We start from the raw sequence: 12,277 nt of genomic DNA, 5'->3' as shown, positions 1-12,277 counted from the left end.
TAATTCATCTGGTCCATCCGGGAATCCACGAAGTACCCGCGAGCGGAATGCGCGCCATCGCCGCGGCTTCCACGGTCAGGGCGACGAGATCCTCGGGCTCCAGGTGATGCACGTTCTGCTTGCCGCACGCACGCGCGATCGTCGTCAGTTCCATGTTCAGCGTCTTCAGGTAGTTGCGCACGCGGCGCGAGCCTTCGTCCGGCTGCACACGTTGTTCGAGCACCGTGTCCTGCGTGGTCACGCCGACCGGGCACTTGCCCGTGTGGCAGTGATGGCAGAATCCCGGCGACGTGTTCAGCGCCGCGTAGTCCGCCGCCGCCGAATGCAGCGCGCCGTTCTGGAAGTACGTATCGCTGTTACAGCCAAGCGCCATCAGCATGCCCTGCCCGATCGCCACCGCGTCCGCGCCGAGCGCCAATGCCTTCGCCACGTCAGCGCCGGTGCGGATGCCGCCCGAGACGATCAGCTGCACCTGGCCTTTCATATTCAGGTCTTCGAGCGCGTCCACCGCCTGGCGAACCGCGGCCAGCGTCGGAATGCCGACGTTCTCGATGAAGCAGGTCTGCGTCGCCGCCGTGCCGCCCTGCATCCCGTCGATCACCACCACGTCCGCGCCCGCATGCACCGCGAGCTTGACGTCGTTGAACGTGCGGGTTGCGCCGACCTTCACATAGATCGGTTTTTCCCAATCGGTGATTTCGCGCAGTTCCTGAATCTTGATCGCCAGATCGTCCGGCCCGGTCCAGTCCGGATGACGGCTCGCCGAGCGCTGATCGACGCCGGCCGGCAACGTGCGCATCGAGGCGACGCGCGGATTGACCTTCTGCCCGAGCAGCATGCCGCCGCCGCCCGGTTTCGCGCCCTGGCCGATCACGATTTCGATCGCGTCGGCGCGGCGCACGTCGTCCGGGTTGAAGCCATAGCGCGACGGCAGGCACTGATAGACCAGCGTCTTCGACGAGCGGCGTTCTTCCTGCGTCATGCCGCCGTCGCCGGTGGTGGTCGAGGTGCCCATCGCGGTCGCGGCCTGGCCGAGCGCTTCTTTCACGTTCGCGGACAGCGCGCCGAAGCTCATGCCGGCAATCGTGATCGGAATGTCGAGCACTACCGGCTGTTTGGCGAAGCGCGTGCCGAGCACGGTCTGCGTCGCGCATTTCTCGCGATACCCTTCGAGCGGATAGCGCGACAGCGAGGCGCCGAGAAACAGCAGATCGTCGAAATGCGGCACGCGGCGTTTCGCGCCCAGACCGCGGATTTCATAGAGGCCGCGCTGCGCGGCGGAGTGGATATAGTCGATCGTCTTGCGGTCGTAGCCTTGCGACTCTTCCTGCTGCAAGCGGGCGAAGTGAACGGGTTTGGCTTCCATGGGGACCTTCTTCGAGAGCGTGTGTTCAGTATTCCTGGTTCGCGTCGGCGTTCCAGTGATAGAGCGTGCGAGCGGAGGCAATCCGTTTGAACGACGCCGGGTCGTGGTCCATGCCGGCGGCGGCGAGCAGTGCGCGTACGGCGTCGAGATCGGCTTGTGTCATCGGTTCGTATTGCGCGTCCGCGCCGAGCGATTTCACTTCGCCGCGCACGTACAGCACCGCTTCGTAAAGCGAGTCGCCGAGCGCGTCGCCCGCGTCGCCGCAGATCACCATGCGCCCGGCCTGAGCCATGAACGCCGAGAAGCTGCCGACCGAACCGCCCACCACGATATCGCCGCCCTTCAGCGAAATACCGCAGCGCAGGCCCGCATCGCCGTCGATCACCAGCAGGCCGCCGTGCGCCGAAGCGCCCGCGCCGTTCGACGCGAAACCCTTCACGTGCACCTTGCCGCTCATCATGTTTTCCGCGACGCCGGTGCCCGCGCTGCCGTCGATCTCGATCGTCGCGTGCTGGTTCATGCCGCCCGCGTAGTAGCCGGCGTGACCGGCGATCGTCACCCGCACCGGCGCATCCACACCGACTGCGAGGTTATGCGCTCCGTTCGGCGCGACGACCGTCACCGCCTGGCCTTCCAGTTCGCTCGCTGGTTTGTGCAAGAACTGGTTCAGCTCGCGGACCGTCGTGCGCTCCAGATCGAAAGTCAGGCTTTCCATACATACATCTCCTCAGGTGCGGGTTCGAAGACCCTGGCGTTCTTGATATCGGGCAGATGCGCGAGCGAACGGAACTCGGAAGCAATCGCGACGTAGTCGTCGTTTTCCGCGACCACCGCCGGCTTGCACGCGAACGGGTCGCGAATCAGTGCGAGTTCGGTCGAGGTGCCCATCAGGAACGTGTAGAAGCCGTCGAGTTCTTCGAAACCCTTCTGCAATGCGACCGGCAGCGTGTCGCCTTCACGCAGCCGCCATTCGAGAAAGCGGCAGGCGGCTTCGGTGTCGTTGTCGGTATCGAAGTGAATGCCTTGCGGTTCGAGCTTGCGGCGCACGCCATGCGCGTTCGACAGCGAACCGTTGTGGACGAGGCAGAAGTCGTCGCCGGCCGTGAACGGATGGGCGCGATCGGGCGTCACTGCCGATTCCGTCGCCATGCGCGTGTGGCCTACCAGATGCGAGCCCTTCAGATTCGCGAAGTCATAACGCCCGGCGACTTGCGCCGGCGAGCCGATATCCTTGTACAGATCGATCGAGCGCCCGCTCGAGAGCAGATACAGCTTCGGATAACGTTCGCGCAGCCAAGTCTTCACGCGCTCGACGTTGCCTTGCACCGTCAGCACCGCATGATTGCCCTTCGCATCTACGCGGGCGGTCACGTCCATCGCCGCGTTCAATGCATCCAGCAGCGCTTGCCACGCGAAATCCGCGCCTTCTTCGGTGAAGCCCGCATAGATGCTCAGCTTGCGCTGGCTCGCCTCGACCGGTTTGCCGAACACCGCGAGGCCCGCCGAGTCCGGTCCGCGCTCGGTCATGCCGATCAGCATCGGCACCATCAGTTCGCCGAGCCGCTCGCGCAGTGCCGGCGTCTTCACCAGCAAGCCTACAATTCCGCACATTGTGGTTCTCCTTAGAAAAATTCGAGGTAGGTCTTCAGTTCCCAGTCCGACACGTGGCGCATGTATTCGAGCCACTCCATCCGTTTGAGCTTGAGGAATTCGTCGGCAACCGGGCCGAGCGCGTCGCAGATCACGCGGTCGCTTTCGAGCGCGTCGAGCGCCTGTTCGAGGTTTTGCGGCAGCACGCCGATGCCATGTTCCGAGAGCTGCGCGGGCGACCACTCGTACAGGTTTTCGTTAGCCGGCTCGCCCGGCGACATGCCGCGGTCGATGCCGTCGAGTCCCGCAGCGATCACCGCCGCCGTCGCGAGATAGGGATTGCAGGCACCATCCGGCAGCCTCAGTTCGATACGCTCGCCTGGCATGCGCACCATCGTCGAACGGTTGTTGTCGCCGTAGCTGATGTAGGCCGGCGCCCACGTTGCGCCTGTCAGCGAGCGGCCAACAACGAGGCGCTTGTACGAGTTCACCGTCGGATTGCACAGCGCGGTCAGCGCCGGTGCGTGCGCGAGCAGGCCGGCCGTGAACTGGTAGCCGAGCGACGAAAGCCCCATGCCGAGCTTGTCCGTCGGATCGGCGAACAGATTGCGTTCGCCGTCGCCGATCGACATATGCATATGCATGCCGTTGCCCGGACGGTTCGCGAACGGCTTCGGCATGAACGAGCAGATCATGCCGAGTTCATTGGCGATCTCGGAGGCCGCCATCTTGAAGAACACGTAGTGATCGCATGAGGTCAGGCAATCGGTGTACGTGTAGTTGATTTCGAACTGCCCGTTGGCGTCTTCGTGATCGATCTGATAGACGTCGATGCCGACCGCGCGCATCGATTCGGTGAGCTTTTCCAGGAAGACGCGCGTACGCGAGAGACCCTTGTAGTCGTAGCACGGCTTGGCGAGCGTATCGCTCGGATCGCACGGCTCCAGCGTGCCGGACGCCGAACGGCGCAGCAGCGAAAATTCCGGCTCCAGACCCGTGAAGAGGATCCAGTCGCGTTCGGTCATGCGCGCAACCTGCTTCTTCAGCGTCACACGCGAATCGTATTGCCACGCCTCACCATCCACGTGACCGTCGCAGACGATCCGTGCCAGACCCGGCTGCCACGGCACCGGCGTGAGCGTCGCCAGATCGCCGACGGCCATGTAGTCGGGACCGTTCGGCTCGATGCCGACACCCCAGATCGCAAACCCCGCGAAACCGGCGCCCGCTTTCAACACGCTATTCAGATGACTGACCGGCACCGATTTCGCCTTGGCCACGCCGTGAATATCGACAAACTGCGCCAGCACGTACTTCACGCCCTGCTGCGTCAGATAAGCTTGCGCCTCTTCCGCCGAGCCGAAGCGGGGCACGCATCCGAGTTCGTTGACCGGCAGCTTGCTCGCATCGTTCAGGTTCATCGCCACTCCTTGCAACAACATTGTTCGTGGGTTGGAAAAGCCACACGCAACGCATGTGACCAGGCTATGCAACACGCTTTCGAACGCCGGTTGCGACGCATTTCAAGCCTGTCTTCAATCAGACGGGAACTTTATTGGCGAGCAACTAAGATTCCCATAGTGAAACTCTTCGCGCGCGACCTGGCGCTGCAATCTGCTACGCTTCCCATTTCCGTGAGGCCTACATGCAAACCGGTGAAGACAACAAAACGCCGCTCGAACGCTACCTCGGTATCACCATTCGCGAGCTACGCCAGCGCCACGGCCTGACGATCGCCCAGGTCTCCGCGCAGGCCGGCATCAGCCGCGGCATGCTCTCGAAGATCGAAAACGCGCAGACCTCCGCAGGCCTCGAGGTGCTCAACCGCATCGCCCAGGCGCTCGGCGTTTCGCTCTCCACGCTGTTCCGCAATTTCGACGTGCCGCAAGGCGGTGCACAGCTCGTCAAAAAGGGCGCCGGCATGGAGGTGGTCCGCAAAGGCACCAAAAGCGGTCACACCTATCATCTGCTCGCTTACGACCAGGGTCCGCGCAAGCTCTTCGAACCCTTCCTGATCACGATGGAGGACGAAGCCGAACGCTTTCCCGTGTTCGAGCATCCGGGCACCGAATTCATCCACATGCTCAAGGGCGTGATCGAATACCGCCACGGACAGCAAACCTACATCCTGCATCCCGGCGACACCCTCACCTTCCAGGGTGAAATACCGCACGGTCCTGAACGCCTGATCAAGACGCCCATTCAATTCCTGTCGATCTTCGTGTACCCGCAATCGAGTGCTGACTGATCGCTCGCTGCGTCCGGTCACGACCGATACGTAAACCAATGCAACGTTTGTGCCATGTTTATCCAGGTGAATCAAAAATTCCCACCAATAAACGCTTGGCGCGCAATAAGGCTTCGTCGGCATTCAGGCTGAAGCGCTCGCTGGCTCGACTGCGGTGCACATCTTCGTTGCGGCTGGTGCGACTTTGCACAAGAACGAGGTGCGCGGTTAAGCAGCGTCCCCACTTCAGCGCAACGCGTCGTCCGGCAGATCGGGCAGCGCGCGCGCCAGCGACGGCTGGATCGCGTTGTCCAGCACGCCGCGCGTCAGCATGACGATGTCGCCGGCGAACTGATCCCATTCGCCCTGCCGGTGCAGCAGGAAGAAATCGCGCCGCCCGAGGCGGCTCGGCGGCAACGGCATCACCGCGATATCGTCCAGGTAGTGACGGGCCTGCCACAAACACAAGGGCGTCGAAATCGCAAAACCCACGCGCGCCGCCACCAGACTCAGCAGCGGATCGGTCGCGTCGAACTCGTAACGCCGCGGACTGTTGATGCCCAGGTGCCGCGCGAAACGCTCGATCTGCTGGCCGATCACCGAGCGCGCCGTGTAGCGGATCAGCGGCATTTCCAGTGCGAGCGTGTGCCAGTCGATATTGCGGCGTCCGCTCATATGGCTGCGCGCAACCACCACGACGAACGCTTCGGAAAACAGCGGCACTTCGACGATCCGCGCGTCGTTCAGCGTGGTCTGCGTGCAGATCGCCATATCCAGTTCGCGGTCGTGCAACTGCTTGCTCAGGCCCGGCGTCAGGCCGGACCACATCGAAATCTGCCGCTCCGAATTCGACACCGCGCGAATCAGTTCGGGGCCGACGGTCGCCGCGAACGAATCGACACAACCCAGCCGCACCGGCATCTTGCCCGTATGCGACGCATCGCCGATGCGGGCGCTGACCATCTGCGCATGCTCGATCAGCGGGCCCGCCAGTTCGAGCAGCGCGCGCCCCGCCACATTCGGCCGCGGCGGGCGGCTCTCGCGGTCGAACAGCGTCAGGCCCTGGTCGCGCTCCAACGCGGCAATCGACTGGCTGACGGCGCTCTGGCTCACGCCCAGCTGCTTCGCCGCACCCGTCATCGAGCCGCTGTCGCAGACGGCGACGAAAGCCTGCAGCGCGCGCAGATCGATCGGGGTCGGGGTTCGTCTCATGGCATGCTCCGCTCGCGTTGGTGACTTGCCGGTCATCCTGTGCGGCACGAAAGCATGGTGCCGAGGTTTGCAGGACCGGTGTTCAGGATGAGGAATTGCATTGGGTCGCCATAAGTTTGCCTAATACAAAATTGGCGCGCCCGGCGTTTTCCTAGAATTCGCCTCATTGCCCCCACAGAGGTCCACATGAGCCACTACGATTTCATCGTGATCGGCGCTGGCGTCATCGGCGCGTCGGTCGCCCATCATCTCGCCGCACAAGGCGCGCAGAGCGTGCTGGTCATCGAGCAGGGCACGATCGGCGCGGGCACCACCTCGCAGTCGTCCGGCCTGCTGCGCACGCATTATTCGGTACGCCAGAATGTGGAGCTCGCGCGCTCGTCGTGGTGGGCGTTCAATAACTTCGCTGAATACGTCGGCGATGAAGAAGCGTCCTGCGGCCTCGTCAAATGCGGCTATCTGATCTGTTCGCCCGAGGGCGACAAGCTGGAGCCGCTGCGCGCTTCGCTCGCCGCGCAGCAGGACATGGGCATCGAAGTGCAGTTGCTCGATCAGGGCGAGGCGCACGAGCGCCTGCCGATCGCAAGCTTCGACGACGCCGCACTGATCGGCTTCGAACCGGAAGCGGGTTTTGCCGACGCCTATCTGGTCGCCACCGGCTTTGCCCGTTCGGCGCGCCGGCGCGGCGTCAAGATCATGGAAGGCGTCACGGTGACGGGCCTCATCCGCGAAGGACGCCGGATCACCGGCGTCGAGACGAGCGCCGGCAACTTCGGCTGCGGCACCCTCATCAGCACGCAGAACATCTGGACGCCGGAACTCGCCGGCTGGATCGGTGTGCCGCTGCCGGTCAAGCCGGAGCGTCACACCGTGCTCGCACTCGAATGCGAAGGCGCCGCATACTCGTTCAAGATGCCGGCGTTCAAGGACCTGGGCTCGGCCGGCATGCTCTATTACCGCAGCTACGGCGGCAGCCAGATGCTCGTGTCCGAGGGCGTGGTCGGCGAAACGCTGAACTCGCCGGAAACGGAACAGGGCGAGATCTCGCTCGACTATGTCGCCGAAGTCGGCGCCCAGGTCGCCGAACGCTTCCCCGCTTATGAAGCCGCGGGGCTCGCTTCGTCGTGGACCGGCGTCTATGACGTGACGCCCGACTGGAATCCGGTGTTGGGCAAGGTCGCCGATATCGAGGGACTCGTGGTCGGCTTCGGCTTCTCGGGGCACGGCTTCAAGCTCTCGCCGGGCATCGGCAAGATTCTCGCCCAGCACGCGCTCGGTCAGCCCACCGACGTGTCTCTCGCGCCCTATGCGCTCGACCGGTTCGCCAGCGGCGCGCTGCTGGTGGGCAAATACGGTTCCGGCGCGGTTTCCTGATTTCTGATCGATGGATGCTCCAGTTATGACAATCAACATTCTGGTTCCAGTCAAACGCGTGGTGGACGCCAACGTGCGCGTGCGGGTCGCCGCGAACGGTTCGATCGACACCACCGGCCTCAAGATGTCGCTCAATCCGTTCGACGAGTGTGCGGTCGAAAAGGCATTGCAACTCAGGGAAGCCGGCGCCGCATCGAAAGTGACGGTGATCACCTGCGGCACGCAAGCCAGCCAGGACGTCTTGCGCACGGCGCTGGCAATGGGCGCGGACGATGCCGTGCTGATCGATACCGCAATGGCGACTTCCACGCTCGATTCGCTGGCGGTGGCGCGTTTGCTGGACGCTCACATGGCGAGTCGGGAATACGGCCTCGTGCTGTGCGGCAAGCAGGCGATCGACGGCGACATCGGCGGTGTCGCCGCGATGCTCGCCGCCCTGCTCGACTGGCCGCAGGCGTTGAACGCCGGCGCACTCTCTGCGGATGGCACAGGCTGGTCCGTCACGTGCGGCGACGACACCGGCACGGCGACGTGGCTGCTCGAAGGTCCGGCTGTCATCAGCGCCGATCTGCGTCTCGCCGACCCGCGCCGTGTGACCTTGCCGAGCATCGTCAAGGCGAAGCAGAAGCCGCTCGCAATCGTCGACGCCGCCACGCTGGCAATCGACCTGACGCCCCGGAGCCAGATCGTCAAGCTCAGCGATCCGCCGGTTCGCCAGCCCGGCATCAAGGTCGCCGATAGCGCCGCGCTCATTGCAGCGCTCGCGGATCGGCACGTGTTCGATCAAGCGGGAGTGCCAGCATGAGAAGCCTTGTCGTAGCTGAAAGCGAAAACGGCCGAGTGGCCGACGCGACGCTTCGCGTCATCACCGCGGTCAGGCAGCGCGGCCTGCCGGTCGACGTATTCTTGCCGGATGCCGCGCTGGCATCCACGGTCGAAAAGATCGCCGGGATTGAGCGCGTTCTCGTGATGGCAGGCGCTGCGAGCGAGTACGTCGTACCTGAAACGCTCGCCGCGCAACTGCACGCGCTTCATGAACCGTATTCGCTGATCGCCGCGAGTCATCGGACGCTCGGCCGCAGCGCCCTGCCGCGCGCGGCGGCGCTGGTGGGTGGCGCGTTCATTCCGGACGTGATCGCTGTAGAAGGTGAAGGCTCTTATGTCCGCAGCCTCTACGCGGGCAGCGTCGTCGCCAACTTGAACACGGCCAGCGCCGTGACGTTCGCGACGATTCGGGCCTCGTCATTCGCGCCCGCTGCCGACAGCGGCGGCAACGGCCTGCGCGTGACGCTCGAACCGGTCGCGGGCTTCAGCAGGACGAGGCTCGTCGAACGCCAGGCCTCGGCACAGACCGGCCGCGAGTTGCCGGATGCGCGGATCGTCGTCGCGGGCGGGCGCGGACTGGCGTCGAAGGAGAATATGGAGCGGCTCGGCGAACTGGCGGACAAGATGGGCGCGGCGCTCGGTGCATCGCGAGCCGCGGTGGATGCCGGCTATGCGCCGAATACCGCGCAGGTCGGGCAAACCGGCAAGATGGTCGCGCCCGAGGTCTACCTTGCGTTCGGCATCTCCGGCGCGATTCAGCATCTGGCCGGAATGAAGGACTCGAAGACCATCGTCGCGATCAACAAAGATCCGGACGCGCCGATTTTTTCTGTCGCGGACATCGGGCTCGTGGGCGATCTGTTCGAGGCGGTGGGCGAGATCGAAGCGCATGTCGGCGCGGAAAGCGCGAGGCGATGACACTTCGTCTGTCGGGCTAGTCAAGCTCGTCGAGCTCATCAGCCTCATCGACTTCCATGCGGTGGCCTCGTTCTGGAAGCCACCGCATCCCGGTCTCGAGTTGCCTACACACTCGCCACAAGCGACCTCACAGTCCCCGACTCGACATCCCCCACGTAGATCCCAAACGCGTCTTCCGTGCGCTCCTTCACATATCGCCGCAGCATCGACTGCACAGCTGGATCCCGGATCTCGCCCCAGGGTATCTCGTTGAGCGGAACATAGCGGACAAGCTCGACAGCCGGCGCCTCATCGACAATACGGCCGCGATAATAGATATGCGTGACGCCTTTCGCCTCGAAGACCGCGAACAGGAAGTCCAGATTCGCATTCAAGCGATAGCCGCCAAGCACGCCGCGCAGACTCCCACTATCGGCGGCAGGCTCGAGCCGCGTCCCGGTCGGCAACTGCAGCCCCGCCGTTGTTTCGACCAGCACGAGTCCGCGTGGATGCTCGAGAATCGCGCCAACCTGGGCGCGCTGAGCAGTCGCGGCAAGCGCCTCCTGCGACAGCCTGAAATCGACATAAGCCCCGCGGCAATACCCCAGCGGCGTCGCGCTCGTATTCGTAAACTCCACCACGCGGCCAATCAGAATGATGTGATCGCCCGCATCCACCACCTGATGGGTCTCGCAATCGAAACTCGCCGCCGCACCGTCTATCAACGGGCTTCCAGTCTGACGCGCGTGCCAGGCAACCTGCGCGAACTTGTCCGCGCTCTTCGACGCGAACACGCCCGAGACAGGCCGCTGATCTTCGGCCAGCACGCTCACCGCGAAACGCTGCGTTTGCGAAAACACCGGATGGCTCGACGCGGTCCTGGCAATGCACACGAGGATCAACGCAGGGTCGAGCGAAACCGACGTGAACGAGTTCGCAGTAAAGCCGCGCGGCGAGCCGTCCGGCTGAATGGTCGTCACCACGGTCACACCGGTCACGAAGGCGCCCAGCGCCCGGCGGAACTCAGCAACATCGAAAACGGATTCGCCCATGGTCTTGCTCCTCAAGATAGACAGCTCCGGTCCGGGCCCGGATCACTTACTTCATTTCTCGCTTCGCTTCATTTGACTTCGCTGAAAAAACGCAGAAGCCGCTGATTCACCACCGCCGGTGCCGTCACGTTCATCATGTGCCGTTCATTCGCGACGATCTCGGCGCGCGCGTTGGGCGCGGCGGCCGCCATCGATTGCGACATCGCCGGGCTCGAGTTCGGATCGCATTCGCCAGTCATGAAAAGCGCCGGCATGCCGAGTTGCGGCAAACGGCCGACGTGCGCCCGATCGGAACTGGCAAAGAGCCGGTAGGTCCGCGCATAGCCCTCCGGATTGACCGACTCCAGCAACGAACGCACCAGCTCCGCCACTTCGGCGAGATGCCCAGGCACCGGATCGTCGAACCAGCGCGCGATCGTCGCGTCGATGCTCGGCTGTTCGATGCCGCCAGTTTCAAGCGATGCCGCACGCTGCATGACCGCAGCCCGCTGCGTCGGCGTGCGGTCATAGACCGCATTGAGCGCGACGACACTCGCCACCCGCTCCGGATAACGCAACGCGAATTCCAGCGCGATCAGCGACCCCATCGAATGACCGACCACATGCGCTGACCCGATCTGCAAATGGTCGAGCAGCGCGGCCAGTTGCGCGGCGTATTCGGCGAGGGTCGGCTCGGCCGCCGGCAGACGGCTCGCTCCGTGTCCCAGCATGTCGTAAGACACCACCTGAAAGTGCGCCTGCAACTCGGCCACTTGCGGCGCCCACACGCTGCGGTTCATCCCCACGCCGTGGATCAGCACGAGTGCCGCGCCCTCGCCTGTCACGTTGTATGCCGTGCCGTCGAACGTACCGCTGGTCGACGCACGCTCGATGACGGTCTCAGGCTTCATTGGATCCCAGCTCCTTCAGATCCTGATAACGGTCGCCAATGCGATGATGCGGCCGGCCGCCGATCGACGCGCCCAGCGCGATCACGAGTTCGTCGGGCGCGGGCGCATCGACGATCGAGAACTGGATGGTCAGGTAATGCGAGCGCATGCCTTCGTCGCCCTTGTGCATCAGCGGGATCGTGACCGGGCAATTCGGGCCGCCGCGCAGATTCGTAAAGCTCAGATAGCTCTTCGCGCCAACCGCCTCGCGGAATTTGTTGCCGAAACGCAGCGTATGGATCAGCGCCGACGCATGCTCGACCTCGCCCGAGGTGCCGACGATCGCCGCTTTCCCGTAGCCCTCGACAGCCGCGCCGGAGCCGGCAATGCGCAGGATTTCGGCTGTCAGGATTTCGCCCAGTTGCGGCGCGAGCCCGTGGATCTCCGGCTTCAGATCTTCGACGAAACCGCGTCCCGCCCAGGGATTGCGCAGCACGGCGGCAGCGGCGAAGAGCTTCAGCGGCTTCGAGGCCGCTTTACCACCCTCGATGAAGGTGTCTTCCACATAGGTGACCAGCTTGCGAATCTCGAGCTTCATAAGACTTTCTCCGTAGGCAAATGCGCCATGGCCTCATGCGACAGCGCCTTGAAGGTATTATGGTATTCCATATTATTGTACGCAAGAATTTTCAGGCGTCGGCGGGTTTACGCGGGGGGTTGGCGGGGTACGGGAACACGCTGCGATTCGCGGGCGAACACCGCGGGTGAACACCGCGGTCGAAAATCGCGGGATCGGGATAGGGGCAGGCCTCGCGACCCGACCCCTCCCACACCACCGTGCGTACGGGTCCGTACACGGCGGTTC

At 63.9% G+C, this 12,277-nt stretch carries 12 protein-coding genes; 4 read left to right on the top strand and 8 right to left on the bottom strand.

Annotated features, from left to right (window positions below):
* Nucleotides 1-4: 4 nt before the first annotated feature.
* From AC3WLT_RS17570 to glnT, 4 genes are read right to left on the bottom strand one after another with little or no spacing between them, the layout of a single operon-like run.
* Nucleotides 5-1,366, bottom strand: a complete 1,362-nt coding sequence (locus tag AC3WLT_RS17570; protein WP_492592968.1) for an FMN-binding glutamate synthase family protein — start codon at nucleotides 1,364-1,366, stop codon at nucleotides 5-7.
* 25 nt (nucleotides 1,367-1,391) lie between these two features.
* Nucleotides 1,392-2,081 (bottom strand): protein glxC, encoded by a 690-nt coding sequence (locus AC3WLT_RS17565; protein ID WP_492592967.1) that lies wholly within the window; start codon nucleotides 2,079-2,081, stop codon nucleotides 1,392-1,394.
* Entirely contained in the window at nucleotides 2,069-2,977 is a 909-nt protein-coding gene (locus tag AC3WLT_RS17560; protein WP_492592966.1) for a class II glutamine amidotransferase, read from the bottom strand. Before AC3WLT_RS17560 ends, AC3WLT_RS17565 begins: the two co-directional genes overlap by 13 nt.
* Nucleotides 2,978-2,988: 11 nt before the next feature.
* Complete coding sequence (gene glnT / locus AC3WLT_RS17555) at nucleotides 2,989-4,377, bottom strand: type III glutamate--ammonia ligase (protein WP_492592965.1); 1,389 nt, start codon at nucleotides 4,375-4,377, stop codon at nucleotides 2,989-2,991.
* Nucleotides 4,378-4,601: 224 nt separating this feature from the next.
* Here glnT and AC3WLT_RS17550 point away from each other — a divergent pair, with 224 nt between their 5' ends.
* Complete coding sequence (locus tag AC3WLT_RS17550; protein WP_492592964.1) at nucleotides 4,602-5,204, top strand: helix-turn-helix domain-containing protein; 603 nt, start codon at nucleotides 4,602-4,604, stop codon at nucleotides 5,202-5,204.
* A gap of 225 nt (nucleotides 5,205-5,429) precedes the next feature.
* On the opposite strand, the gene AC3WLT_RS17545 is transcribed toward AC3WLT_RS17550, so the two are convergent.
* Nucleotides 5,430-6,395, bottom strand: coding sequence for a LysR family transcriptional regulator (locus AC3WLT_RS17545; RefSeq protein WP_492592963.1), 966 nt, complete (start codon nucleotides 6,393-6,395; stop codon nucleotides 5,430-5,432).
* 186 nt (nucleotides 6,396-6,581) lie between these two features.
* Here AC3WLT_RS17545 and AC3WLT_RS17540 point away from each other — a divergent pair, with 186 nt between their 5' ends.
* Genes AC3WLT_RS17540 through AC3WLT_RS17530 form a run of 3 tightly spaced genes read left to right on the top strand, consistent with a single transcriptional unit; the run spans nucleotide 6,582 to nucleotide 9,512 of the window.
* Nucleotides 6,582-7,769, top strand: coding sequence for an NAD(P)/FAD-dependent oxidoreductase (locus AC3WLT_RS17540; RefSeq protein ID WP_492592962.1), 1,188 nt, complete (start codon nucleotides 6,582-6,584; stop codon nucleotides 7,767-7,769).
* A 31-nt stretch (nucleotides 7,770-7,800) separates the two neighbouring features.
* Nucleotides 7,801-8,574, top strand: a complete 774-nt coding sequence (locus tag AC3WLT_RS17535; RefSeq protein WP_492593059.1) for an electron transfer flavoprotein subunit beta/FixA family protein — start codon at nucleotides 7,801-7,803, stop codon at nucleotides 8,572-8,574.
* Nucleotides 8,571-9,512, top strand: coding sequence for an electron transfer flavoprotein subunit alpha/FixB family protein (locus AC3WLT_RS17530; protein ID WP_492592961.1), 942 nt, complete (start codon nucleotides 8,571-8,573; stop codon nucleotides 9,510-9,512). The genes AC3WLT_RS17535 and AC3WLT_RS17530 overlap by 4 nt, the downstream gene beginning before the upstream one ends.
* Nucleotides 9,513-9,616: 104 nt before the next feature.
* On the opposite strand, the gene AC3WLT_RS17525 is transcribed toward AC3WLT_RS17530, so the two are convergent.
* The 3 genes from AC3WLT_RS17525 to AC3WLT_RS17515 form a co-directional block, all read right to left on the bottom strand.
* The gene (locus tag AC3WLT_RS17525; protein ID WP_492592960.1) at nucleotides 9,617-10,543 is read right to left on the bottom strand and encodes a flavin reductase; all 927 of its coding nucleotides are present in this window, start codon (nucleotides 10,541-10,543) and stop codon (nucleotides 9,617-9,619) included.
* 68 nt (nucleotides 10,544-10,611) lie between these two features.
* Entirely contained in the window at nucleotides 10,612-11,433 is an 822-nt protein-coding gene (locus tag AC3WLT_RS17520; RefSeq protein WP_492592959.1) for an alpha/beta fold hydrolase, read from the bottom strand.
* Entirely contained in the window at nucleotides 11,423-12,010 is a 588-nt protein-coding gene (locus AC3WLT_RS17515; RefSeq protein WP_492592958.1) for an amino acid synthesis family protein, read from the bottom strand. Before AC3WLT_RS17515 ends, AC3WLT_RS17520 begins: the two co-directional genes overlap by 11 nt.
* Nucleotides 12,011-12,277: the final 267 nt, after the last annotated feature.

It is taken from the genome of Paraburkholderia sp. FW306-2-2C-D06C (genome assembly GCF_058781505.1).
Note: the sequence above shows the minus strand (reverse complement) of the source record. Positions and strands in the feature narration are given on the sequence as shown.

Bases quoted from the DNA above. Each gene is read 5' to 3' on its own strand.
- AC3WLT_RS17550 (WP_492592964.1), top strand. From the start codon at position 4,602: ATGCAAACCGGTGAAGACAACAAAACGCCGCTCGAACGCTACCTCGGT.
- AC3WLT_RS17520 (WP_492592959.1), bottom strand. From the start codon at position 11,433: ATGAAGCCTGAGACCGTCATCGAGCGTGCGTCGACCAGCGGTACGTTC.
- AC3WLT_RS17515 (WP_492592958.1), bottom strand. From the start codon at position 12,010: ATGAAGCTCGAGATTCGCAAGCTGGTCACCTATGTGGAAGACACCTTC.
- AC3WLT_RS17570 (WP_492592968.1), bottom strand. From the start codon at position 1,366: ATGGAAGCCAAACCCGTTCACTTCGCCCGCTTGCAGCAGGAAGAGTCG.
- AC3WLT_RS17560 (WP_492592966.1), bottom strand. From the start codon at position 2,977: ATGTGCGGAATTGTAGGCTTGCTGGTGAAGACGCCGGCACTGCGCGAG.
- AC3WLT_RS17525 (WP_492592960.1), bottom strand. From the start codon at position 10,543: ATGGGCGAATCCGTTTTCGATGTTGCTGAGTTCCGCCGGGCGCTGGGC.
- AC3WLT_RS17545 (WP_492592963.1), bottom strand. From the start codon at position 6,395: ATGAGACGAACCCCGACCCCGATCGATCTGCGCGCGCTGCAGGCTTTC.
- AC3WLT_RS17530 (WP_492592961.1), top strand. From the start codon at position 8,571: ATGAGAAGCCTTGTCGTAGCTGAAAGCGAAAACGGCCGAGTGGCCGAC.
- glnT (WP_492592965.1), bottom strand. From the start codon at position 4,377: ATGAACCTGAACGATGCGAGCAAGCTGCCGGTCAACGAACTCGGATGC.
- AC3WLT_RS17565 (WP_492592967.1), bottom strand. From the start codon at position 2,081: ATGGAAAGCCTGACTTTCGATCTGGAGCGCACGACGGTCCGCGAGCTG.
- AC3WLT_RS17540 (WP_492592962.1), top strand. From the start codon at position 6,582: ATGAGCCACTACGATTTCATCGTGATCGGCGCTGGCGTCATCGGCGCG.